Source organism: Pseudodesulfovibrio karagichevae (genome assembly GCF_041414475.1).
Lineage (GTDB): Bacteria > Desulfobacterota > Desulfovibrionia > Desulfovibrionales > Desulfovibrionaceae > Pseudodesulfovibrio > Pseudodesulfovibrio karagichevae.
Map to the genome: position 1 here is coordinate 1 of NZ_JBGLYH010000022.1, position 23244 is coordinate 23244.

17 protein-coding genes are annotated in these 23244 nt (G+C 65.0%); 6 read left to right on the forward strand and 11 right to left on the reverse strand.

Going from position 1 to position 23244, the window contains the following annotated elements; genetic code table 11:
• Window positions 1-293: 293 nt before the first annotated feature.
• The 3 genes from AB6M95_RS09315 to AB6M95_RS09325 all read right to left on the reverse strand — a co-directional run bounded on the left by AB6M95_RS09315 (window position 294) and on the right by AB6M95_RS09325 (window position 3356).
• On the reverse strand, window positions 294-650 hold the full coding sequence (locus AB6M95_RS09315; protein ID WP_371386465.1) for a NirD/YgiW/YdeI family stress tolerance protein: 357 nt from the start codon (window positions 648-650) through the stop codon (window positions 294-296).
• 448 nt (window positions 651-1098) lie between these two features.
• The gene (locus AB6M95_RS09320; RefSeq protein WP_371386466.1) at window positions 1099-2580 is read right to left on the reverse strand and encodes a helicase HerA-like domain-containing protein; all 1482 of its coding nucleotides are present in this window, start codon (window positions 2578-2580) and stop codon (window positions 1099-1101) included.
• Between the two features lie 119 nt (window positions 2581-2699).
• The gene (locus AB6M95_RS09325; RefSeq protein ID WP_371386467.1) at window positions 2700-3356 is read right to left on the reverse strand and encodes a TetR/AcrR family transcriptional regulator; all 657 of its coding nucleotides are present in this window, start codon (window positions 3354-3356) and stop codon (window positions 2700-2702) included.
• A gap of 87 nt (window positions 3357-3443) precedes the next feature.
• On the opposite strand from AB6M95_RS09325, the gene AB6M95_RS09330 reads away from it, so the two are divergent.
• Both AB6M95_RS09330 and AB6M95_RS09335 read left to right on the forward strand, forming a co-directional pair.
• On the forward strand, window positions 3444-4736 hold the full coding sequence (locus tag AB6M95_RS09330) for an efflux RND transporter periplasmic adaptor subunit (RefSeq protein ID WP_371386468.1): 1293 nt from the start codon (window positions 3444-3446) through the stop codon (window positions 4734-4736).
• A gap of 7 nt (window positions 4737-4743) precedes the next feature.
• The gene (locus AB6M95_RS09335; protein WP_371386469.1) at window positions 4744-7905 is read left to right on the forward strand and encodes an efflux RND transporter permease subunit; all 3162 of its coding nucleotides are present in this window, start codon (window positions 4744-4746) and stop codon (window positions 7903-7905) included.
• Window positions 7906-8039: 134 nt separating this feature from the next.
• On the opposite strand, the gene AB6M95_RS09340 is transcribed toward AB6M95_RS09335, so the two are convergent.
• The 4 genes from AB6M95_RS09340 to AB6M95_RS09355 form a co-directional block, all read right to left on the reverse strand.
• The gene (locus tag AB6M95_RS09340) at window positions 8040-9464 is read right to left on the reverse strand and encodes a hypothetical protein (RefSeq protein WP_371386470.1); all 1425 of its coding nucleotides are present in this window, start codon (window positions 9462-9464) and stop codon (window positions 8040-8042) included.
• A 236-nt stretch (window positions 9465-9700) separates the two neighbouring features.
• Window positions 9701-10468 (reverse strand): ABC transporter ATP-binding protein, encoded by a 768-nt coding sequence (locus AB6M95_RS09345; protein ID WP_371386471.1) that lies wholly within the window; start codon window positions 10466-10468, stop codon window positions 9701-9703.
• A complete protein-coding gene (locus AB6M95_RS09350) occupies window positions 10465-11238 on the reverse strand; it encodes an ABC transporter permease (RefSeq protein WP_371386472.1) in 774 nt (257 codons plus the stop codon). Before AB6M95_RS09350 ends, AB6M95_RS09345 begins: the two co-directional genes overlap by 4 nt.
• Window position 11239: 1 nt before the next feature.
• A complete protein-coding gene (locus tag AB6M95_RS09355) occupies window positions 11240-12196 on the reverse strand; it encodes an ABC transporter substrate-binding protein (RefSeq protein ID WP_371386473.1) in 957 nt (318 codons plus the stop codon).
• Between the two features lie 500 nt (window positions 12197-12696).
• On the opposite strand from AB6M95_RS09355, the gene AB6M95_RS09360 reads away from it, so the two are divergent.
• The 3 genes from AB6M95_RS09360 to rsgA all read left to right on the forward strand — a co-directional run bounded on the left by AB6M95_RS09360 (window position 12697) and on the right by rsgA (window position 18305).
• Window positions 12697-14724, forward strand: coding sequence for a sigma-54-dependent Fis family transcriptional regulator (locus AB6M95_RS09360; RefSeq protein WP_371386474.1), 2028 nt, complete (start codon window positions 12697-12699; stop codon window positions 14722-14724).
• A 248-nt stretch (window positions 14725-14972) separates the two neighbouring features.
• The gene (locus tag AB6M95_RS09365; protein WP_371386475.1) at window positions 14973-16481 is read left to right on the forward strand and encodes an aldehyde dehydrogenase family protein; all 1509 of its coding nucleotides are present in this window, start codon (window positions 14973-14975) and stop codon (window positions 16479-16481) included.
• Between the two features lie 714 nt (window positions 16482-17195).
• Window positions 17196-18305 (forward strand): ribosome small subunit-dependent GTPase A, encoded by a 1110-nt coding sequence (gene rsgA / locus AB6M95_RS09370; protein ID WP_371386476.1) that lies wholly within the window; start codon window positions 17196-17198, stop codon window positions 18303-18305.
• Between the two features lie 102 nt (window positions 18306-18407).
• Here the strand turns inward: rsgA and AB6M95_RS09375 are convergent, their stop codons facing one another.
• Complete coding sequence (locus tag AB6M95_RS09375) at window positions 18408-19517, reverse strand: glycosyltransferase family 4 protein (protein ID WP_371386477.1); 1110 nt, start codon at window positions 19515-19517, stop codon at window positions 18408-18410.
• Window positions 19518-19729: 212 nt separating this feature from the next.
• Here AB6M95_RS09375 and AB6M95_RS09380 point away from each other — a divergent pair, with 212 nt between their 5' ends.
• Complete coding sequence (locus tag AB6M95_RS09380; RefSeq protein ID WP_371386478.1) at window positions 19730-20692, forward strand: glycosyltransferase family 2 protein; 963 nt, start codon at window positions 19730-19732, stop codon at window positions 20690-20692.
• A gap of 124 nt (window positions 20693-20816) precedes the next feature.
• On the opposite strand, the gene AB6M95_RS09385 is transcribed toward AB6M95_RS09380, so the two are convergent.
• From AB6M95_RS09385 to AB6M95_RS09395, 3 genes are read right to left on the reverse strand one after another with little or no spacing between them, the layout of a single operon-like run.
• Entirely contained in the window at window positions 20817-21779 is a 963-nt protein-coding gene (locus AB6M95_RS09385; protein WP_371386479.1) for an NAD-dependent epimerase/dehydratase family protein, read from the reverse strand.
• A 13-nt stretch (window positions 21780-21792) separates the two neighbouring features.
• Window positions 21793-22518, reverse strand: a complete 726-nt coding sequence (locus tag AB6M95_RS09390) for an SDR family oxidoreductase (protein WP_371386480.1) — start codon at window positions 22516-22518, stop codon at window positions 21793-21795.
• A 15-nt stretch (window positions 22519-22533) separates the two neighbouring features.
• The gene (locus AB6M95_RS09395) at window positions 22534-23178 is read right to left on the reverse strand and encodes a dTDP-4-dehydrorhamnose 3,5-epimerase family protein (RefSeq protein WP_371386481.1); all 645 of its coding nucleotides are present in this window, start codon (window positions 23176-23178) and stop codon (window positions 22534-22536) included.
• Between the last annotated feature and the right edge of the window lie 66 nt (window positions 23179-23244).

Genomic DNA, 23244 nt, shown 5'->3' on the forward strand with positions numbered 1-23244 from the left:
TCCCCTTCCCCCGGACCCCCATCCCCTCTCCCTTCCTAAACTTTTGGTGCCGCTTCGCGGGGGCTGCTGTCGGGGCTTGCCCGATTGACTCATTCTGCGTGTTCGCCTGTTTTTCTGGAAAGAGGCACGGTACATGGTGCCCCCACGGCCCTGCCGAAGGCACCCAAAAAGTTTGGAAGGGGGAGTCCAGAGGGGGAAACTTTTCCCAAAAGTTTCCCCCTCTGGACTCCGGAGGCACAAAAAAAAGGGACGCCCCGACGGGGCGTCCCTTTTTTAACTGTAAACCGCTCGGACTAGCGGGTGGTGACGGAGTCGGCCTGGACCTCGGTGTACATGAGGTCGCTGGAGATCCTGCCGTTGACGTCCACGTCGGCGTTGGTGATGGCGGCCTTGTTGGCCTCGGCGTTCTGCATGTGCACGACCAGTTCGCCGGTGTTGTCGGAGAACAGCACGCTGTTGTCGTTAATGACCTTGACGATGTGGCCGTGCAGGGCCACGCCGGTATCCACGGAGGAGGCATTGGCCTCGGCCACGGTGTGGGCCCGGGTGTCATGGGCCTGGAACGCGCTGCCGGCAAAGGTGGTGGCGGCCAACGCGGTGGTTACGCAAACGGTAAAGACGAGCATCAGAGCAAGGGTAAAACGCTTCATGACAATATCCTCTCTTTTAAATTTATTGGCTTCTCAATACCGGCACCCGACCGGCTACGGCTCACATCTACCACACCGCAACAAAATGTGAAGAAAAATTTTGTCGTCTAACTATATGTTTTAATTTCATTTCTAAAAAATCTTCACGTTTTAATTGATCGGTCAATCAAAAAATAAGTCCTTTTCCGGGTCTGGCAAGCCCGAAAGGTGCAAAATTTTTCCCCGACGCCGGGCCTGAAAATACCGGGTCGCCGATCCCGTTTTCCGACCCGGTCGAGGTGCCGGTTCGGATCGGGTCCGGAGAGAAAATCGGGGAGGTTCGAGGGAGGGCATCCGGCCCCTTTCCCCTGACTCGAAAAGCGGATTGCGGGCCGGGGATTATAGCGGAATCAAAAAAAAGGGACGCGGGCAGACCCGCGTCCCTTTTCACCGGCGAACGCCGGGAGGGCTATTTCAGGAGGCCGCCGAGGACGCCGCGCACGATGCGGCGGCCGAAGGCGGAGCCGATGGAGCGGATGGCGGATTTGGCGAAGGCCTCGACCAGGCCCTGGCGGTTTCCGCCCGCGCGGCTGGCCCGGGCGGCCTTGCGCTCCTCCTTTTCCCGCTCCTGCTGTTGCAGTTGCGCCTGACGCTGTTCCTCCTGCTCGCGGCGGCGGGCGGTCAGAATCTCGTAGGCCGATTCAGGGTCGATCTCCTGCTCGTAGTGTCCGTACAGGACCGAGCCCCGGATGATCCCGTCCATCTCGGCCGGTTCGAGGGTGCCCAGGCGACTGCGCGGCGGCAGGACCAGGGCGCGGCGGACCATGCCCGGCGCGCCCTTGCGCTCCAGGAAGGAGACCAGGGCCTCGCCCACGCCGAGGTCGGTCACGGCGGCCTCCACGCCCAGGTCCGGGTTCTCGCGGAAGGTTCGGGCCACGGTGCGCACGGCCTCGCGGTCGCGCGAGGTGTAGACGCGCAGGGCGTGCTGCACGCGGTTGCCGAGCTGGCCGAGCACCTCGGGCGGCAGGTCGGTGGGCATCTGGGTGACGAAGTATACGCCCACGCCCTTGGAGCGGATGAGCCGCACGACCATCTCTATCTTGTCCACCAGGGCGCGCGGGGCGCGGTCGAAGAGCAGATGCGCCTCGTCGAAAAAGAAGACCAGCCGGGGCTTTTCCGGGTCGCCCACCTCGGGCAGGGTCTCGAACAGCTCGGACAGGAGCCACAGGAGCAGGGTCGAGTAGACGCACGGGGAACGCAGCAGCCGGTCGGCGGCCAGGATGTTGATCATCCCCCTGCCCCCCTCGGTCTGCATCAGGTCGTCCAGGTTCAGCGCCGGTTCGCCGAAGAATTCGTCCGCGCCCTGCTCCTCCAGGGCCAGCAGCCCGCGCTGGATAGCGCCCACCGAGGCCGCAGAGATGTTCCCGTACTCGGCCCGGAACCGCTTGGCGTTCTCGGCCAGGTAGACGAGCATGGCGCGCAGGTCGTTCAGGTCGAGGAGCAGCAGCCCCTCGTCGTCCGCGATGCGGAAGGCCATGGACAGGACCCCGCTCTGGGTCTCGTTCAGGTCCAGCAGCCGGGCCAGGAGCAGCGGGCCCATCTCCGAAATGGTGGTCCGCAGGGGGTGGCCCTTGGCCCCGAACACGTCCCAGAAGGTCACCGGATAGGCCTGGTAGGAGAAATCGGTCAGCCCGAGCTGCTCCACCCGCTCGCCGACCTTGGCGTGGTCGCCGCCGGGCCGGGCCATGGTCCCGATGTCGCCCTTGACGTCGGCCATGAACACCGGCACGCCGATGTCGCTGAAGTGCTCGGCCAGGACCCGCAGGCTGACGGTCTTGCCCGTGCCGGTGGCCCCGGCGATGAGGCCGTGGCGGTTGGCCATGCGGGGCAGTATGCCGAGGGGGAGATCGCCGCTTACGGCCACTTCAAGCAGGGGAAGGTGTTCGCTCATGGGAGTCTCGCGCGGGTTGCAGGGATATGGCCGGACCAGCCCGGAATGATTCCCGTTTGATCCCAACATACCGCAAATCCGGCGGGAGTAAAGACGAAAGCCGCGCCGGGCGCAGCGGATCAGGCCATGCAGGCGGGCCGGTCCTTGTCGGGCAGGGTCCCTCTGAGGAATATGTCGATGCACTGGCGGAAGTGGGCGATGCGCTCCTCCCGGCCGGTCCAGCTGAACCCGCCCAGGGCGTCGAGAAAGACCGCGCCGGTGAACGTGTCCAGGAGCATGCGGGCCGCCATGCTCGTGTTGCCGATGACCAGCCTGCCCTTGCGGCACTGCCGGTCCAGCCAGTCCTTCAGCCCTGCGAGCGCCTTCTGGCCGCCGTGGTGGCGCAGGATCTCGCGCAGCTGCGGGTGCTGCAGGGACTCCGCATTGGCCGTGCGCAGAAAGCCCGCGCGGATTTCGTAGTTCTCCTGGTCCATATCTATCATGAACATGCGGGCCAGGGCCTGGCTCAGGGGGAGGTTGTCGTAGCCGTCCCCGAGATCGATCATCTTCATGCGATGGGCCTCGACCACGGCGACGAACACGTCGAGCTTGCCGGGGAAGAGGCGGTACAGGGTCTGCTTGGAAATCCTGCACTGCGCGGCGATCTCGTGGGTGCAGGTCCCGGCATACCCCTTGCGGACGAACAGTTTCTCGGCCGTTTGTACTATCTTTTCGCGGCGTTTGGCATCGGGCATGGCCTTGGGCCTACCGCGCCGGGGCTTGACTTCGGACCCCATTCCGCCACCTCCGTTTAACAATTTTTCACAATTTATTCGATTGACAGTCGGGCAAACCAACCATATTTGTACTGACGAGTACCGTAAATGATGTCGCTTTCAAGCGTCAAGGAGGAATCCGCATTGCAGATCCTGTCCATATATTCCCGTTTCGCAACGGGCCGCGTAGCCTATGTCCCGTTGCTCCTGTTGAGCCTGCTGGTCCTTGGAGGGCTGGCCGGCTGCGAGGACAAAACCCCCAAGGCCTCGGCCACCCGGGCTCCGGTGGAGGTCGGCGTCGAGGTTCTGCACCCGCAGTCCGTGCCCCTGACCACCGAGCTTCCGGGCAGGACCAGCGCCTCGCTGGTGGCTGAAGTCCGCCCCCAGGTGGACGGCATCCTCCGTGAGCGGCTGTTCCGCGAAGGCAGCGAGGTCCAGGCCGGCGAGGTGCTCTACCGGGTCGCTCCCTCGACCTACAAGGCCGAGTACAGCAACGCCCTGGCCGCCCTCAAGAAGGCGCAGGCCTCCCTGCCCAGCTCCGAAAGCAAGGCCAAGCGCTACGCCGAGCTGATCGACCAGGGGGCCATCTCCGAGCAGGACTACCAGGACGCCAAGGCCGTGTACAAATCCGACCTGGCCGCCATCGCCTCGGCCAAGGCCGCCCTGGAGAGCGCCAAGATCAGCCTGGACTACACCGATATCAGGGCCCCTATCAGCGGCCGCGTGGAGATGTCCGACCTGACCCCCGGCGCGCTGGTGACCGCCAACCAGAGCGCGCCGCTGACGACCATCCGGCAGCTCGACCCCATCAACGTGGACCTGACCCAGTCGAGCACCACCATGCTCAACCTTCGCCAGGCCATCGCCTCGGGCGCGATCACCGTCGAGGGCAAGACCATGAAGGTCAAGCTCAAGCTTGAGAACGGAACCATCTATCCCTATGAGGGGACCGTGGAGTTCTCCGGGGCCAAGGTGGACGAGTCCACCGGCACCTACACCCTGCGCGCCGAGTTTCCCAACCCCGACCGGCTCCTGCTGCCCGGCATGTACGTCCGGGCCATCATCGAGGACGGCGTGTTCCAGAACGGATACCTGGTGCCCCAGCTGGCCGTCGGCCGGACCCCCAAGGGCGAAGCCACGGCCCTGTTCGTGGACAAGGACAACAAGGTCCAGCAACGCATCCTCAACGTGCGCGGCAGCCACGGCAACTCCTGGCTGGTCGGCTCCGGCCTCAAGGACGGCGATCGCCTGATCCTCCAGGGTTCCCAATCCGTCCGCCCGGGCCAGATCGTGACCGTCAAGGAGATGGTCGTGGACGACGCCACCGGCGAAATCAAGCCCGTTTCGGCCGCCGCATCCTCCGCCACCGAAGCCCCTGCTACCGCAGCCAAGGAAAGCTAGGCCGAACATGTCCGAGTTTTTTATCCGGCGGCCCATCTTCGCATGGGTCATCGCCATCGTCATCATGCTGGGCGGCCTGCTGGCCCTGCGGACCCTGTCCATCTCCCAGTATCCCGACATCGCCCCGACCACGGTCCGCATCACCTGCTCCTACCCCGGCGCGGACGCCAAGACCGTGGAGAACTCGGTGACCAAGGTCATCGAGCAGGGCATGACCGGCATCGACTACCTGGACTACATGACCTCCACGTCGACCTCCACGGGCGAGACGGAGATCTCCCTGACCTTCACCAACGCGGCCAACCCCGACGTGGCCCAGATGCAGGTCCAGAACAAGCTGCAGCAGGTCACCTCCCAGCTGCCCGACGTGGTCCAGAGCAACGGCCTGAGCGTGACCAAGTCGTCGGCCAGCTTCCTGATGGTCCTCGGTTTCGTCTCCACCGACGACACCATGACCTCCACGGACATCGCCGACTTCGTCGACAGCTCCCTGAACGACACGCTCAAGCGCGTGGAGGGCGTGGGCGACACCCAGCTGTTCTCCTCGTCCTACGCCATGCGCATCTGGCTCAACCCGGACGAGCTGACCGAATACTCGCTCATGCCCAGCGATGTGGCCCGGGCCATCGAGGCCCAGAACACCCAGATCTCCGCCGGACAGCTCGGCGGCCTGCCCGCGATCCGGGGCCAGCAGCTCAACGCGACCATCACCGCGCGCTCCCGGCTCCAGACCCCCGAGCAGTTCCGGGACATCATCATCAAGAGTTCCCCCGACGGCTCGGTGGTACGCATCCGAGACGTGGCCCGGGTCGAGCTCGACGCCGAGAGCTACACCACCAGCACCACATACAACAACCACCCCACTGCGGGCCTGGCCATCCAGCTGGCCACCGGCGCCAATGCCATCCAGACCGCCGAGGCCGTCGAAAAGACCATCAACGAGCTCAAGCCGACTTTCCCGGCCGGGTTGGACGTCGTCTATCCCTACGACACCACGCCCTTCGTCAAGCTGTCCATCGCGGACGTCATCGAGACCCTGGCCGAGGCCATCGTCCTGGTCTTCTTCGTCATGCTCCTGTTCCTGCAGAACATCCGGGCCACGTTCATCCCGACCATCGCCGTGCCCGTCGTCCTGCTCGGCACCTTCGCGGTGCTGGCAGCCTTGGGGTATTCGATCAACACATTGACCATGTTCGCCATGGTTCTGGCCATCGGCCTGCTCGTCGACGACGCCATCGTCGTGGTCGAGAACGTGGAGCGCGTCATGGCCACCGAGGGGCTCGGCGCGCGCGAGGCCACCAGCAAATCCATGAAGGAGATTTCCGGGGCCCTGGTCGGCATCGCCACGGTCCTGTCCGCGGTCTTCGTGCCCATGGCCTTCTTCGGCGGCTCGGTGGGCGTCATCTACCGGCAGTTCTCGGTGACCATCGTCTCGGCCATGCTCCTGTCCGTGGTGGTCGCCCTGATCCTGACCCCGGCCCTGTGCGCGGCCATGCTCAAGCCCTCGCACGGCGAGTCCAGGTTCCGCTTCTTCGGCTGGTTCAACCGGGTCTTCGACTTCGGGACCAACGCCTACCACGACGGCACGGCCTGGATGCTCCGCCGCACCGGCCGCTTCCTGCTGGTCTTCGTGCTCATCACCGGCATCATGGGCTGGCTGTTCTACCGGCTGCCCAGCTCGTTTCTGCCCATGGAGGACCAGGGCATCCTGATCGCCATGGTCCAGTTGCCCACGGGCGCCACCCAGGAGCGGACCAAGCGGGTCCTGAAAGAGGTCAGCGACCATTTCCTGAACGATGAGAAGGCGGCCGTGGAGGGCGTGCTCACCGTGGCCGGCTTCAGCTTCAGCGGCGCGGGCCAGAACGTGGGCATCGGCTTCATCCGGCTCAAGCCCTTCGACGAACGCAAGGCCCCGTCCCTGTCGGCCCAGGCCGTCGCCGGGCGGGCCATGGGCGCCTTCATGAAAAACCGCGACGCCCGGATATTCTGCCTGGCCCCGCCGGCCATCCACGGCATGGGCAACTCGAACGGCTTCGACTTCTACCTGCGCGATATCAACGGCGCCGGGCACCAGAAGCTCATGGAAGTGCGCAACCAGTTCCTGGGCATGGCCGCCCAGAGCCCGCTGCTGGCCAACACCCGGCCCAACGGCCAGGAGGACGAGCCGCAGTACCACATCGACATCGACCAGGAGAAGGCCAGCGCGCTGGGGCTCTCCTTCTCGGACATCAACACCACCCTGTCCACGGCCTGGGGCAGTGACTACGTCAACGACTTCATCGACCGCGGCCGCGTCAAGCCGGTCTATCTCCAGGGCGACGCGGACTTCCGCATGCAGCCCGAGGACGTGAACCGCTGGTTCGTGCGCAACGACAAGGGCGGCATGGTGCCGTTCGCCTCGTTCGCCACCGGCCGCTGGACCTACGACTCCCCGCGCCTGGAGCGCTACAACGGCGCCTCCGCCCTGGAGATCCAGGGCCAGGCCGCCAGGGGAGTCAGCTCGGGCGACGCCATGGCCGAGGTCAGGAGACTGGTCTCCCAGCTCCCGCCCGGCTATGCCATGTCCTGGACCGGCCTGTCCGCCCAGGAGGAGCTCTCCGGCAACCAGGCCGCGCCGCTCTACGCCATCTCGGTGCTGGTGGTCTTCCTCTGCCTAGCCGCCCTGTACGAGAGCTGGTCCATCCCGTTCGCGGTCATCATGGCCGTGCCCATCGGCATCTTCGGCGCCCTGCTCGCGGCCAGCTCTTTCGGGCAGAGCAACGACGTCTACTTCAAGGTCGGCCTGCTGACGACCATCGGCCTGACGGCCAAGAACGCCATCCTCATCGTGGAGTTCGCCGTGGCCGAACAGGCCGCCGGGCTGGGCGTCATCAAGGCCACCCTCAAGGCGGCCAGGCTGCGCCTGCGGCCCATCCTGATGACCTCGTTCGCCTTCATCCTCGGCGTCCTCCCCCTGGCCATCGCCTCGGGCGCGGGCTCCGGCGCGCAGAACTCCGTGGGCATCGGCGTCATGGGCGGCATGATCTCGGCCACCGTGCTCGGCGTGTTCTTCATCCCGCTGCTCTACGTGGGGCTGCGCAAGGTCTTCAAGTACAAGCCGCCCCAGCACCTGGAGAGCGCCCAGGCAGCCGTCCCGGACGGTCCCGCTGACCCGGACGAGAACGCATAGAGCGCCATCGGAAAAGCAATCGCAAGGCCGCGCCCCGACAAATGGGACGCGGCCTTTTTCACGCCTCTCCGAAGAACAAAAAAAAGCCCTTTGACCGGGATCAAAGGGGTGTTGCACGGGATATCGAGCAGGGTTCAGATATGGATGTCGAGACGACGGTGGCGGTAGTTGGTCGCGCCGCGCCCGTCAAAGGCGCCCGCAAACCGTTGCGGACCCGGCGTGGGCAGCAGTCCGTAATATCCCCGTTCCGCGTCCCTGCCCACGACCACTGCGGCGGTGCCGTCCCCCGGGTCCACGTCGCCCTCGGGCTCATGCCCGCTCCGGACCACGTCGGCCCCCTCGCCGGTGTCCACGTCGCCCGAGATGGAATATCCGGCCCGGACCACGTCCGATCCGGCCCCGGTGTCGACGGCCGCTTCGATTTGGTACCCGGCATCCAGAAAGTCGTTGCCCTCGCCGGTGTCGATAGTGCCTTCCATCTCGTACCCGGCTTCCAGGACGTCGCCGCCGTCGCCGGTCTGTACGTTGCCGTCGATCTGATACCCGGCACCGAGGAAGTCGTCGCCCTTTCCGGTATCGATATGGCCTTCGATCTCATACCCGGCATCCAGATAATCGTTGCCGTCGCCGGTGACGATATTCCCGCCGATGGAGTACGCTGCGCCGAGGACGTCGTCGCCCTCCCCGGTATCGACGACGGCGTTGATATTGTAGCCGGCGTCGAGCCGGTCCCGGCCGCTTCCGGTGGAGACGGTGCCGACGATCTCGTAACGGGATTTCAGTTCGTCCTCCCCCGCACCCGTGTCGATAGTCCCGCCGATGGAGTATCCGGCCCGGAGCGAATCGTCGCCGTCCCCGGTGTCGATGACGGCGCTGATCCCGTACGACGCATCTACGACATCGTCCCCGGCACCCATGTCGATGGTTCCGTAGATGACTGTACCCGTAACGGTGTCGTCGCCGCTTCCGGCGTCGAGGTCGATCGCCAGCCCGCCGGACACGGTCACGCGATCATCGCCGTCTCCGGTTTCGACGCCGACCGGGGTCCGGCCCCCCCCGTATAGGAACACGGAGTCATTCCCGTCGCCGGCGTCAATCATAGTGCCGTCCAAGGAAGGGCTCCCGCCAAGCCCCAGGCTGATGATTTGATCATCGCCGCCCCCGCCCGAGACGGCCTTGCCCGAGGTGGCGATGATGATGTCGTTCCCGTCGGTCTCGTCGCCCTGGACATAGTTCTCCACGACCAGGTTCCCGGACTCGTCCTCGCGCACGAGGACGTCCCCGTTCAGGGCCACGGTCTTTTCCACCTGGCCCTGGGAGTCGAGAACGTTCATGCGGTACAGGCCCCCGGTGCGGTCCTGGATTTCCAGGGTCCTGCCCGAGGCAGTGGCCAGGGAGGTTACGGTCCGCCATGTGTTGGTATCGCCGGAGCCGACGTACACGTCGGCGGATGCGGCCCGCGTGGCCCGGCTCAGGTCCAGGGCCCGGTCCGACAGGGTCGCGACATCGCCGTCAAACGGATGGGACGCCCCGTTCGGGCCTTGCCGGACGCCGAGCACACCCGTACCGCCCGGGCGAAACGGATTCCCGCTCGCCCCCGTTCGGCGGGGCATTGTCGGAGACAGGGAGGAAAGGGCGGACATGCGGCTCTCTTTTTCAGACGGAAGTTGAAAGCAAAGACCCCTGGTCAACACTTTCCTATCGTCGGAACCGGCAAAAACTTTAGGGGGAACGGGCCGATCCACGGCAATGGTTCCAGGACGCGGGAGAACGGCGCATCCTCCCGGCCTCCGGGCTAGCCCGCCGAGATCTCTTCCCAGAGCAGATCCATGATCTGCGCCTTGACCCGGGAGAACTCCGGAGTCAGCGAGGCCTTGTGGTCGCGCGGACGGGCGATGTCCACCGGCACCTTGGCCTTGATCCGGCCCGGCCGCCTGGACATGATGTAGACGTTGTCGGCCAGCAGGATGGCCTCGTCGATGTCGTGGGTGATGAACAGGATGGTGCTCGATTCCTTGCGCCAGACGTCCAGGAGCAGCTCCTGGAGGAGCAGCCGGGTCTGGGCGTCCAGGGCCCCGAAGGGCTCGTCCATGAGCAGCATGACCGGCTTGTTGGCCAGCACGCGGGCGATGGCCACGCGCTGCTTCATGCCGCCCGAGAGCTCCTTGGGCAGGGCGTTCTCGAACTCGGCCAGGCCGACCAGATTGATGTACTTGCGGGCGATCTCCGCGCGCTCGGCCGGGGGCACGCCCTTGAGGCGCAGGCCGAACTCCACGTTCTTGCGCACGGTCAGCCAGGGGAAGAGCGTGTAGGACTGGAAGACCATGCCCCGGTCCGCGCCCGGCCCGGTGATGGGCTCGCCTTCGAGGACGGCCGCGCCCGACGAGGCCCCCTCCAGCCCGGCCACGATGTTCAGCAGGGTGGACTTGCCGCAGCCGGACGGCCCGACGATGACGGCCAGCTCGCCCCGGTCCACGGTCAGGTTGATGTCCTCGAGCGCGGTCACCTCCCCCTTGTTGGAGTCGAAGACCTTGCCCAGGTTGTCGATGGACAGCATGGTCATCGCTTTTCACTCCAGGGGGTTATGACGCGCGCGAGGAACTTGAACAGGTAGTCCGTCGCCAGCCCGAGCACGCCGATGATGATCAGCCCGGCAAAGATGCGGTCGATGGCCAGGAACCGCTGGGCGCGCAGGATCATGTAGCCCAGCCCCGAGTTGGCGGCCACCAGCTCGGCCACCACCAGGTAGGTCCAGGCCCAGCCCACGGTGATGCGCAGGTCGTCCATGATGCCCGGCAGCGCGCCGGGGAACAGGACCAGCCGGTAGGTCTGCATGCGGTTCGCGCCCAGGGTGGCGGCGGCCCGGCTCAGGTCGCCGGGCACGTTGGCCACGCTGTCCGCGACCATCAGGACCAGTTGGAAGAAGGTGCCCAGGAAGATGATGGCGAACTTCTGGGCGTCGCCGATGCCGAAATAGAGCAGGGTCAGCGGGACCAGGGCGACCACCGGCAGGTAGCGGGCGAACTCCATGACCGGGGCGACCATGTGCGAGGCGCGCTTCGAGGTGGCGATGAGCAGTCCGAGCGGCACGCCGATGACGGCCGCCAGGGACCAGCCGACCATGACCCGGTAGACGCTGTCCCAGGTGTAGGAGAAGAGGATGCCTTCCCGGTACATGGCCCCGAAGGACAGAAAGACCTTGTGCGGCGGCGGCAGGAACAGCGGCTTGACCGAGCCGGTGTAGGCCAGGGCCGCCCAGACGCCGAAAACGGCGGACAGGGACGCGGCCGCCAGCCACGCCCCTCTCCGCACGGTCGGGATTCCTTGTTTCATGCTACTCGGCGTTGACGTAGTCGGCGCTGATCAGCGTATCCACCGAGACGTCCTTGGTGATGATGCCCTTGGACTTCCAGAAGGAGATGGCCCGGTCGGCGACCTCATACACGCTGTTGGCCTTGGACTTGTCGAAGAAGGCCTTGTTGACATCCTTGCCGAGGAAGGTCACGCCCGAGGCCATGTCGGCCATTTCCTGGGTGTCGAGGCCCATGGCCTTGGCCATGATCTCGTTGCCCTTGTCCGGGTTCTGCACGTACCAGGCGATGGCCTCGTTCCAGCACCTGGTCATCTTGGCGGGCACCTCGGGGTGCTTCTTGACGTAGTCGGAGTTGAGCACGAACACGTCCACGATGGTCTTGGGCATGTCCTTGGAGGAGACGAGCACGTGGCCGCCCTCGCGCTGGCCCGCGTTGGTCAGCCAGGGCTCCCAGGTCACGGCGGCGTCGATGCTGCCCGCGACAAAGGCCGCGCCCGCGTCCGAAGCGCCCATCTCGGTGATGTTGATGTCCTTCTCGTCCACGCCGTACTTTTTCAGGATGGACAGGAAGAAGAAATAGGAGGTGGAGGACTTGTCCAACCCCACGGTCTTGCCCTTGAGGTCGGCCACGGTCTTGACGTCGCCCGAAGCGACCACGCCGTCGCCGCCCGAGGACTCGTCCATGCCGAAGACCACGACCTCGGGGGTACCCTTGGCGAAATGGATGACCTCGCGGTCGAGCACGTTGCCCAGGCCGTCGATGTTGCCCGACGCCATGGCCGCGGCGTACTGGGCCTCATCCTCGATGATGACCAGGTCCACGTCCAGCCCTTCCTTTTCGAAGTAGCCGAGTTCCTTGGCGATATACAGCGGGCCGTAGCCGACCCAGGTGGCGTGGGCCACCTTCACCGGCGTACCGGCAAAGGCGGTGGAGGCGCAGAGCGCCAGCGCGCAGACCAACATCATAATCCGTTTCATGATTTTCCCCCCTCAGGGCGTTCGGGACGGGAAATCCCCCTCGGCCGTACGCTGCCGGAACCCCTCCTCGCGCGTATCAGCCCGGATTTCCTGCAATCCGCATTTAGTCGTCACCTGATAGTCCACTTCCGCCCGGCTCGCAACATTTTCGAGCAAACCGCGCCCGGCCGGGCCGATCCCGAGGAGGAGGAATCACGATTTCCGCATTTGGGGCTCCCGCGCCACCCGTCCCTGGAGCCCGGGCCCGGTCGGCCTTTCCATCAGATCAACGCCTCTGGATGTTTGTATTCGCGCCGCATCAATGCTAGGAATCGTAAAAATCTTGCGCCCACGCCAGGGGCTCGGTCCGGGATTGTGTCAATTCGGGCCGAAAAGGCGGGATCTTGCATTCCCGGCATCCGCGTTCAATACGTAGGATACCGGAGCGGGAGCGGATTGTCTTACGTCGCCGCAGCCATTTCTTTCGCACTGCGCCTCACGGCCGGATGGAGGTACGAAAGATGGGCTCGAACAATGTATTGCAATTACCCGGCTCGACGGTGGAAAGCGCTTGGAAGCAATTCGTCCGCACAGGCTCCGCCCAGCCCGGCGCCGTCAGGACCGAAATCCTGCATTCGTGGCAGCGCTGCCACGAGGCCAGGGTGAACCCGTGCGGCGGCAGCGGACGCCTGCTCCGGGAACAACGGAAGGCCGAACGGGCCCGGAACGGTCGCTCGGATCTCCTCGCCATCGCCAAACCGTTCATGGACCGGCTCTACCGTTTCGTGGCCGGTTCCCGGCTGGTGGTCTTCCTGTCCGATGCATCCGGCGTGATCCTGGAGTGCATCGGGGACCACGAGATCAAGGACAATGCCTCCAAGGTCAACCTGGTGGCCGGCACGGACTGGCGCGAGGAGGCCGTGGGCACCAACGGCATCGGCACCGCCATCAAGCTGCGCAAGCCCATCCAGATATCCGGCATGGAACACTACTGCGCCCGGCTGCACAGCTGGACGTGTTCGGCCGCGCCCATCTTCGACGACGGCGGCGAGATGATCGGCGTCCTGCAGGTCTCGGGGCCCTCGAACGAGGTACACCTGCATACGCTCGGCATGGTCGTGGCGGCGGTGGAGGCCATCCGGGACCAGATTCGGATCAGGAAAAAGAACCTGGAACTGAACAGGCTGAACGACAGCCTGAACAAGATCTTCCACAGCATGTCCGACGGCGCCCTGATAACGGACGACGGCGGCGCGATCAGCCATGTCAACAGGGCGGGGAAAGGCATCCTGGGCGCGGACATCGAGGGCAGGCCCATCGGGGAGGTCCTGCGCGGCAACCCGCTGATCTGGAAGCATCTGCAGCACGGCGAGGGGTACACAGACGTCGAGCAGATCATCGACACCCCGAGGGGCTGCATCCATTGTCTGGTTTCGGGCACGACGCTCAGGGACGACGCCGGGGCCCCAAACGGGACGGTCGTCTTCTTCAACCGGATCAACAAGGTCAAGAAGCTGGTGAACCGCCTGAGCGGCGCCCTGGCCTCGTTCGGTTTTTCGGACATCATCGGCTCCAGCCCCAAGCTGCGGGACGCCATCAAGGCGGCCAGGGGGGCGGCCGCGGGGAGCAGCAACGTCCTTGTCCTGGGGGAAAGCGGCACGGGCAAGGAGCTGTTCGCCCAGGCCATCCACAACCACGGCCCGCGACGGGACGGGCCGTTCATCGCCCTGAACTGCGCCGCCCTGCCCCGGGAACTGATCGCCAGCGAACTCTTCGGCTACACGGACGGCGCGTTCACCGGCTCCAAGCGGGGGGGCAGGCCCGGCAAGTTCGAGATGGCGGACGGCGGCACCCTGTTCCTGGACGAGATCGGTGACATGCCGCTCGACCAGCAGGCCATCCTGCTCCGCGTGCTCCAGGACAGGACGATCACCCGCATTGGCGGCGACCACGTGATCCCGGTCAATGTGCGGTTCGTCTGCGCCACGAACAAGGACCTGCTGGAAGAGGTGCGCAAGGGCAACTTCCGCCTGGACCTCTACTACCGCCTGAACGTCATACAGGTGAAGGTCCCCCCGCTCCGGGAGCGCATAGGCGACCTGAACGACCTGTTCCGCCACCTCCTGGACAAGATCTGCGCCAGGCAGGGACGCCGCATCAAGCACGTCTCGGAGAAGATGCTCCAGCAACTGGCCCGGCACGACTGGCCCGGCAACGTCCGGGAACTGGAAAACGTCATCGAGAAGATGCTCAACGCGGACCACGACGCCACACGGCTGGCCTTCAAGCACCTGCCGGAACGGATCGCGGGCCGGAACATGGGCCCGGCGGTCTGCTCGTCCCCCTTCTACCCGAGCCAGGACCGCCACTTCGGCAAAAGGGAAAAGGAGATGACCGACCTGCTGCGCGAGAAGGAGCTGCTCCTGAAGCTCCTGTCCGGCCACCGGGGGAACGTCAGCAAGGTCGCCCGGGAGATGGGTCTGTCCCGCAACACCATCTACCGCAAGATGCGGTTCTACAAAATATCCAGGGAACAGGTCTTCCAATAGGGGCGGCCGGAGCGGTCTCCGGAGGGTAACACCTGTCCCCCGAAACGGGACACCCATGCAAAGTGTCCCGCAAAAGGTCACACTCCCTCTCCGGGCATCCTCCGCGCCTTCCCGGCGCGAATCCACTGTTTCCGCCATCTCCTTCGGGACGATGTCAGGCGGCACCATACTTGCTCTTCGCGGGTGCGGTTCAAGCGATCCCTTCCGGGTCGCACAACGTCGCCTAAATCCAACAGGAGGGTACTATCATGAAGGAACCGATGAGCTTCGAAGGAACGGTGGCGAACAGCCCCATCGACCGGAGTTATCAGCTGTACATCGACGGGAAATGGGTGGACGCCAAGGACGGCAAGACGTTCACGGCCTACTGCCCGGCCAACGGCGAAGCGCTCGCCACCTGCGTCAACGCAGGCAAGGGCGAGGTGGACATGGCCGTGGCCGCCGCGAAAAAGGCGTTCGCCACATGGAGGAACGCCCCCCCCCAGGAGCGCGCGGCCTACCTGCTGAAAATAGCCGACCTCATCGACGAGCAGGCCGACAGGCTCGCCCTGGTGGAAACCCTGGACAACGGCAAGCCCATCCGGGAGACCAGGAACATCGACGTCCCGCTCGCCTCGGACCACTTCCGGTATTTCGCCAGCGCCATCCGCACCGAAGAGGGCTCGGCCACGATGATCGACAAAAACACCATGAGCATCATCATCAACGAGCCCATCGGCGTGGTCGGACAGATCATCCCCTGGAACTTCCCGTTCCTCATGGCGGCCTGGAAGATCGCCCCGGCCCTGGCCGCGGGCAACACCGTGGTCATCAAGCCCTCGTCGGAGACGTCCCTGAGCCTGCTGGAATTCGCCAAGATCCTGGACAAGGTCCTGCCCGCCGGGGTGGTCAACGTCGTCACCGGCGGCGGCTCCACGACCGGCAACTACATCCTGGAGCACGAGGGATTCAGCAAGCTCGCCTTCACCGGCTCCACGGACATCGGGTACATGATCGCCGACGCGGCCGCCAAGAAGCTCATCCCGGCCACGCTGGAACTGGGCGGCAAGTCCGCCAATATCTACTTCCCGGACTGCCCCTGGGACAAGGCGGTCGAGGGCGTGCTGCTGGGCATCCTGTTCAACCAGGGCCAGGTCTGCTGCGCGGGTTCGCGGGTCTTCGTCCACGAAGACATCCACGACCGCTTCCTGTCGGCCCTGGAAAAGAAATTCGAGAAGGTCAACGTCGGCCTGCCCTGGGAAGAAGGCACCGAAATGGGCAGCCTGATCAACGGGCACCAGCTGGGCAAGGTCCTCGGCTGCATAGAGGACGGCCAGAAGGAAGGCGCGCGCCTGGTCACCGGCGGCACCCGGCTGACGGACGGCGAGCTCGGCAAGGGCAGCTTCCTGAGCCCGACCATCTTCGCGGACGTGGACAACTCCATGCGCATCGCCCAGGAGGAGATCTTCGGCCCGGTGGTCTGCGTCATCAAGTTCAAGGACGAGGACGAGGTGATACGCATGGCCAACGACAGCGAGTTCGGCCTGGGCGGGGCGGTCTGGAGCCGGGACATCAACCGCGCCATGCGGGTGGCCACCGGGGTCGAGACCGGCCGCATGTGGATCAACACCTACAACCAGCTCCCGGCCCACACGCCCTTCGGCGGCTACAAGAAATCCGGCATCGGCCGCGAGACCCACAAGATGATGCTCTCGCACTACAGCCAGACCAAGAACATATACATCAGCCTGGACGAGAGCCCGTTCGGACTCTACTAGGCCCCGGTTTCAACACCCGCCCCCTTTCCGTCCAGGGTCGCGGGATATGACGCGGCCGCATTCTCCGGGCACCTTCCCCGCCCGGAGAATGCGGCCAAACCGGCCAAAGGGGCAGCCTTCGGGCCGTCGAGCCATGTTGGAATCCCCGATAAACGCCACGGGTTCGGCAAGGTCGGGATTGGCTTCCGGGAATTCCACGGCATAGTCGCCCGCGCACCATGCCGCGATTTTCCCCTTCGGGTGCGAGGCGAGAAAATTACCCGGGGAGCCCCCTCAATGCGGCTGCGAATCGAAAAGAATTGATTCAATCTCAAGGTACTCAGTGGGTTTTTCCCCTGCACGGGGGATCGCCCCGTGCAAACGCATCCTCACCACGCAGCGCCGAACGCCCTTGACAAGATATGCATTTGCGATAACCATCCAGTCATTATTCATCAAGGAGTTTGGATGATTACCCAGTCTATGGATCTTGCCGCCCGGAATATGGAAAAGGGCGCCCCGCAGGTCTAAGCTGCCTCCAAGCCGCACTTTTTAGCGCGGCTTCCATACGGTTGATTCAGCCGACAGGACTTGTTTCGCCTGAAACGGGTCTGTTTTTACGTCCTTTCTCCATATTCCCCATTCCGTCTCCCGTTGACCGCCGACCGCTGGTTCGGTCGGCCGTGATCCCACACGATCGAAGCCCGGCTTCGATGCAACCGCAATGGAATCAAGATGAATATACCGACACTTTCCACACGTGACGACGAACGGACAAACCGCCTCCGCCGACTCGGCTGGGACGATCATTTCGAACGGCTGGCGGCCGATGAACAACTCGACCTGGACCGGGTGGCCCGCGTCCTCAGCGCGCAGCGCAGCCTGTTCCTGGTCACCGACGGGCGCGACGAACGGCTCTGCGCCCCTTCGGGCAAGATGCACCATCACCGGCGGGGGGACTACCCGGTCACCGGAGACTGGGTGCTCACGGACGGCAACGCCCTGCAACGCGTCCTCCCGCGCAAGAACACCCTCTGCCGGGGCGAGGCGGGGACGCGGGGGAAGCAGGACGGCGCGGCCCGACGCGAACAACCGCTGGCCGCGAACATCGACACGGTGTTCGTGGTCTGCGGGCTCGACCGCGACTACAACCCGCGCCGCATCGAGCGCTACCTGGCGCTGGTCTACAACTGCGGCATGGCCCCCGTGGTCGTCCTGACCAAGGCGGACCTCCACGACGCCCCCGATTCCTTCCGCGAGGAGGTCGAGGCCATCGCGTTCGGCGTGCCCGTGGTGCTGACCTCGACGCGGGACCGAAGCGGCGTGGACGCGCTGCACGCCTACCTGAACGAGGGACAGACCGTGTCCATGATCGGCTCCTCGGGCGCGGGCAAGTCCTCGCTGGCGAACATGCTCCACGGCAGCGAGGTCCAGGCCACCGCCGCCGTGAGCCTGAGCGTGGGCAAGGGCCGCCACACCACGACCTCCCGGGAGTTCATCGCCATGCCCCGGGGCGGCCTGCTCATGGACAACCCGGGCATCCGCGAAATCGCCTTCGCCAGAGGCGGCGACGGCCTGGACGCGACCTTCGCCGATATCCGGGACCTGGCCGAATCCTGCCGCTTCGCCGACTGCTCGCATCGGCAAGAGCCCGGCTGCGCCGTGCTCCGCGCCGTGGAATCCGGCGAGCTCCCCCAGGCGCGGCTGGACAACTACCGCAAGATGCAGCGCGAAATGGACTATGCCCAGGCCCGCAGCGAAAAGAGCGCGGACTATGTCGAAAGAGAGCGCTGGAAGGACATCGCCAAGGAGATTAAGCGCATGAACAAGCGTATGAAACGCTGACCGGCGTGTCAGCCAGACACGGGCCCCCGGCCGTGCCGGGGGCCCGCTTCGGCGTGCGGGAACTCCGCCAATATCTTTTATATCTCCAGGCGCGTCGCCGGGCTAGCCGCGGAATGCACGCAGCGTTTTCCGAGCCGTTTCCTGCCACGAAAATTGCTTTGCCCTGGCAACCCCTTTGGCGGCCATGTCCGCGAGCCTGCGGTCATCGCCGACCAGGGCGTCCACGGCCTCGGCGAACGAACGCGGATCCAGGGTGTCCACGCGGGCTGTTGCATCCCCGCCCACCTCGCGCAACGCCTCGGCACCCGAGGACAGGACCGGACAACCGCAGGCCATGGCCTCCAGCACCGGCAGGCCGAAGCCCTCGTATTCGCTCGGCATCAACAGCAGCCTGGCCCGGCGGTACAGCTGCGCCAGGACCCGGTCGGAAACATAGCCTATGTCCACGACCCCGCGGGCCCTCGCATGGTCCCAGCCGCTCCAGCCGACCACGACCAGGGGCAGCGGCCAGCCCAGGAGTTCAAGCACCTCCACGGCATGATTCAGCCGCTTCCGGGGGTCGCCGCTGCCGACGAAGAGCAGATACCCGCCGGACACCCCGGCCTTGTCCAGCAGGGCCTGCGCCTCCAGGTCGTCCCGCCGGTTGAAGGCCGCCTCGTCCACGCCGAGCGGCGTCACCGTGATCCTGTCCGGGGACAGGGCGAGATGTTCCGTCATCTGCCGCTTGGTGAACTCCGAGACCGCGCAAAAGGCGTCCGCCCATCCGACCCTCTCCGCGAAGTGGCGTTTCCAAAAGGCCACCCGCTCGGCCGGATGCCATTCGGGATGGAGCAGCAGGGACAGGTCGTGCATCGTGAACACGATTCTGGCCTCACGGCGGCCGCAGGGCATCGGGAAATAGCCCGCCTCGTGATACACCGTCCAGTCCCCGCAGAGTCTCGCGAACCGTCGCTCCTGAAGGCCGTTCCGCACCAGCCTCGCCCGGAGCGCGATCGGGGTCGGCATCCTCCAGAGCAACTGCCCCACCCGTTCCCGCCACCCCGGCGCAGGGCAGCCGGGCAGCCCGGAGTCGACGCTCCGGCCCGTGAAGTAGCCGATGGACCAGCCCTCGTCCAACTCCGCTTCAAGGGCCCCATACAGCCCGCGCAAATACCGTCCGACGCCGGTGCCGACCACCATCAGCGGGAGCGCGTTCACGAGGATTCCAGGCATGTGCAATTCTCCGTTTGCCCAATCTATTCATTGTGATGAACACACCTATAAACTTGATCCAACAGCCCGTCCAGCTTGGGGAGTTACGGAGCATGCCCCTCCCTGCCGCAGCAAAACCTCCGGCGGGAACCCGGCGCCCCCTGCCCCGGCCGCACCCGCGTCGGGAGGCCCCATGGCTTGCGATTCTCCCGCAACCCACCTATTGTGCGCAAATGCCCGATGCGCTCGCCTCCTCCCCCCGAATTGCCATCATCATCGTCCACTACGGGGACCCGTCCGCCACCCTGCGCTGTCTGCGCTCCATCGGGGGCGGGCCACACGGGGCCGCCGTCATCGTCGTCAACAACGGTACGCAAGAGCAAGGCGCTCTGATCGCTCAGGCGATGGACGGACTCTTCGCCGAAGTCGCAACCTTGCGGCCGGACGAGGCCATGCCGCCCCACGCGGACGCCGCCCTGATCCAGGGCGGCGGCAACCGGGGCTTTGCGGCAGGCTGCAACGCCGGACTGCGCGCCGTTTCGGGCAACGGCGGCATCACGCACACCTGGCTGCTCAACAATGACGCCGCGCTCGGCCCCGGCTCCCTGTCGGCCCTCGCCGCCTGCGCGGCCTCCCACCCCCGGGCCATCATCGGGGCCACGGTCGTCCATGCCGATGCGCCCGACAGGCTCCAGGCCGCCGGGGGAGTGCGCTACCTCCCGGCCAGCAGCCGCATACGCCCGGCGCACGAGGGGGCCAGCCTGGGCGATGTCCCGTATCTGGCCGACCCCCGTCTGGATTACATCTACGGCGCGAGCATGCTCATCCCCATGCAGGCCGTGCGGGCCGTGGGCATGTTGGATGAGGGATTTTTCCTCTTTTACGAGGAAGTGGACTATTGCACCAGGGCCCAGGCCGCGGGGTTTCGTCTGCAATGGTGCAGGGACTGCGTGATACGGCATGAGCAAGGCGCGAGCACGGGACGCGAGGGGAAGGCTTCGGCCGAACGCCTCGCCCTGACGGCGTACCACGAGGCCCGGTCCACCGTGCGCTTCACGCGCAGGCATCATCCAGCCCTGCTGCCCTCGGTGCTGGCCGCCCGGCTGTTCGCAAAGCCGCTCTTCCTGGCCTTCCGGCGGCAATGGCGGTCCATTCCGGCCGCCCTGCGCGGCGTGCTGGCGGGCCTGGCGGCATAACTCCCGTTTCGATCCGGGCGCGGGCAAGACAAAGGCCCCTCCCCGTCCTGTCGGTCGGAAAGGGGCCGGATTAGGCCGCAGACGGACACCCCGCTGCAAGGGCGGGCCACCCCCTTGAGGGGGATCAGGCGAAGTTTTCCATCTTCTTGAAGACCTTGATGTTGTAGTAGCGATCAGCCTCGAAGTCCGTGTACTCGTCGATGTGGTCGAAAATGGACTGGAGGATATCCTCGATGCCGTATTTCGGCATGAAGCCCAGGACCGTCTTGGCGCGCTCGCAGCTCACCTTGTAGTTGCGGAAGTCCCGCATGTTGCCGATGTTGAGCTTGACCTTTTCGCCCATCAGATTCTGGACGCTTTCGGCGACGATGTCGCCGACCTGCCCGACGGTGAAGTTTCCGCTGGCCACGTTGAACACGCCCGAGATGCTCTCGTTGGCCTGCACGGCCCGCAGGAAGGCGCTGGACGTGTCGCGCACGTCGAGGATCGGCCGCCAGATGGAGGGATTGTTCACGGTCACCTGTCCGGTGGTGTAGGCCGCCTTGAACATCGTGTTGATGATCAGGTCGAAGCGCATGCGGGGGCTGTAGCCGCAAACGGTGCCCTGGCGCAGGCAGATGACGGAGAAATCGTCGTCCACCAGCTGGAGCGCCCCGCGTTCGCCCTGGAGCTTGCTGATCCCGTAGGGATAGCCGCAGGTGACGGGATCGTCCTCGTCGTACAGTTCATCCACGGTATAGCCGTAGACCGAGCAGGAGGAGGCGTAGATGTAGCGCTTCACCCCGGCGCGCTTGGCGATGTAGGCCAGATAGCAGGGCAGCGCGCAGTTGAGTTTGAAATTCAACGCCGGGCTGAACTCGGCCATGGGATCGTTGGAAAGGCCGCCCAGGAAGACGACCTGGTCATACCCGCGCAAGTCCTCTTCCTGGAGGTCGAACAATTCCGACTTCATGACCTCGATGTCCTCGGGCAGATGGTTGCCAAACCACAGGGAGTCGCAGACCGTAACGTCGTATCCCCGGTCCCGGAGCATCGGCGCCAAGACGCAACCGATGTAGCCGGCGCCGCCGGCGAGCAAAATTTTCACGATAGCTCCTCGATTACTTTGATTCTTTGAAAAGGGATTTGTACCGAGCCGTGTCGAGCGAGGTGTCCACCGGGACCGTAAAAGCCACGTCGTTGATGGACAGCTCCCCGATATCCTTCCCCGGGGATATCTCCCTGGCATATTCCATGATGGTCCTGCGCTCGCCGCCCACGTGGAGCACGCCGCGCAGATCTTCCCTGCGGATGATCTCCACCAGCTTGGCGGCGATGGCCGTCACCGGCTGGCGGCTGGTCCACTGGTCGACGAACGCCTTGGGGTAGGGGAACTCGTCCTCTCCCAGGCTTGTCCTGACGATCAGCGAGTTGTCGTACAGGCGTACGGCGCACTCGCCCCCCAGCTTGCTCCAGGCATACTTGTTCTGGGGCAGGACCTCGTCGTTCTCGCCATAGCGGCCCTTGTCGCCCTTGAAAACGTAGTCGGTGGATATGTAGACGAGTCTCCACCCGTTTTCAAAGCACAGTTTGACGACGTTGGCCGTCCCCGCGATGTTGCTGTCCAGGGCCTTGATCGGGTTTTCGTCTATCTTGGGCGGGGAGGTGAAGGCCGCGCCGTGGAAGACCGTGGTGATGTCCCGACCGGCGACGTACCGCCGCATCTGTTCGGGATCACACACATTGAATTCATCGGAGGCGGGGTACAGGGCTCTGGGCATGGCCTTTTGCAAGGCCGTCCCCAGCAGGCCGCTCCCGCCGGTCACCAATATGTGCGCATCGCTCATGAGCTGTCCTTCCCGCTAGCAGCGACCGTAGACGAAATTGGCGGAACGCTCGTCCCCGGCCCAGGCGGCGAGTGTCAGGCCCGCCTGATCCTTCTCGGAGAGGATGAGATCCTTGCCGGAGACCAGGTTGTCGAACCGGGCCTTCAGGTCCGCCGGGCACAGCGACCAGTCGAGGTCCTCGGCCAGCGGCGAGATGGCCGCTTCGCAGCCGGGGCTGTATTCGCCGGTGCACAGGTATTCGATGCGGTTCGACTCATCCAGGAAGAAGTTGCCGTGGGCCATCCCCGGCGGCACCCAGATCCAATCGCAATAGTTCTCGGCGTCCATGCAGGGCATGTCGTAGAGGGATATCTTGCCGAAGGTCGGGCTATCCTTGCGGATGTCCAGGAACATGTCAATCATGTGCCCGGCGATCGTGCGCACCAGCTTGCCCATGAAGGGATTCCACTGGAAATGGAGGCCGCGCATGACACCCTTCCTGCTGAGGCTTTCGTTGACCTGGACGATCTCCTGCCCGGCTACGCTCCCCACTCCCGCAGCGCCCAACAGGTCGGACTTGCGGAACGGTTCGGTGAAGAATCCCCGTTCGTCGGGGAAATAGCCGTAGCGGATGACTTTGACATCCTCCAGCTCCAGACTTTTCACTTCCAATATCTTCATCTTGTCTCCTCGTTTTCGTCGTTGATCATGCTCCCTGCGGACCGGGTGCCCGAACCCGCGACAGCG

Bases quoted from the DNA above. Each gene is read 5' to 3' on its own strand.
- rsgA (WP_371386476.1), top strand. From the start codon at position 17,196: ATGAATATACCGACACTTTCCACACGTGACGACGAACGGACAAACCGC.
- AB6M95_RS09315 (WP_371386465.1), bottom strand. From the start codon at position 650: ATGAAGCGTTTTACCCTTGCTCTGATGCTCGTCTTTACCGTTTGCGTA.
- AB6M95_RS09375 (WP_371386477.1), bottom strand. From the start codon at position 19,517: ATGCCTGGAATCCTCGTGAACGCGCTCCCGCTGATGGTGGTCGGCACC.
- AB6M95_RS09395 (WP_371386481.1), bottom strand. From the start codon at position 23,178: ATGAAGATATTGGAAGTGAAAAGTCTGGAGCTGGAGGATGTCAAAGTC.
- AB6M95_RS09350 (WP_371386472.1), bottom strand. From the start codon at position 11,238: ATGAAACAAGGAATCCCGACCGTGCGGAGAGGGGCGTGGCTGGCGGCC.
- AB6M95_RS09345 (WP_371386471.1), bottom strand. From the start codon at position 10,468: ATGACCATGCTGTCCATCGACAACCTGGGCAAGGTCTTCGACTCCAAC.
- AB6M95_RS09355 (WP_371386473.1), bottom strand. From the start codon at position 12,196: ATGAAACGGATTATGATGTTGGTCTGCGCGCTGGCGCTCTGCGCCTCC.
- AB6M95_RS09360 (WP_371386474.1), top strand. From the start codon at position 12,697: ATGGGCTCGAACAATGTATTGCAATTACCCGGCTCGACGGTGGAAAGC.
- AB6M95_RS09365 (WP_371386475.1), top strand. From the start codon at position 14,973: ATGAAGGAACCGATGAGCTTCGAAGGAACGGTGGCGAACAGCCCCATC.
- AB6M95_RS09330 (WP_371386468.1), top strand. From the start codon at position 3,444: ATGATGTCGCTTTCAAGCGTCAAGGAGGAATCCGCATTGCAGATCCTG.
- AB6M95_RS09325 (WP_371386467.1), bottom strand. From the start codon at position 3,356: ATGGGGTCCGAAGTCAAGCCCCGGCGCGGTAGGCCCAAGGCCATGCCC.
- AB6M95_RS09320 (WP_371386466.1), bottom strand. From the start codon at position 2,580: ATGAGCGAACACCTTCCCCTGCTTGAAGTGGCCGTAAGCGGCGATCTC.
- AB6M95_RS09335 (WP_371386469.1), top strand. From the start codon at position 4,744: ATGTCCGAGTTTTTTATCCGGCGGCCCATCTTCGCATGGGTCATCGCC.
- AB6M95_RS09380 (WP_371386478.1), top strand. From the start codon at position 19,730: ATGCCCGATGCGCTCGCCTCCTCCCCCCGAATTGCCATCATCATCGTC.
- AB6M95_RS09390 (WP_371386480.1), bottom strand. From the start codon at position 22,518: ATGAGCGATGCGCACATATTGGTGACCGGCGGGAGCGGCCTGCTGGGG.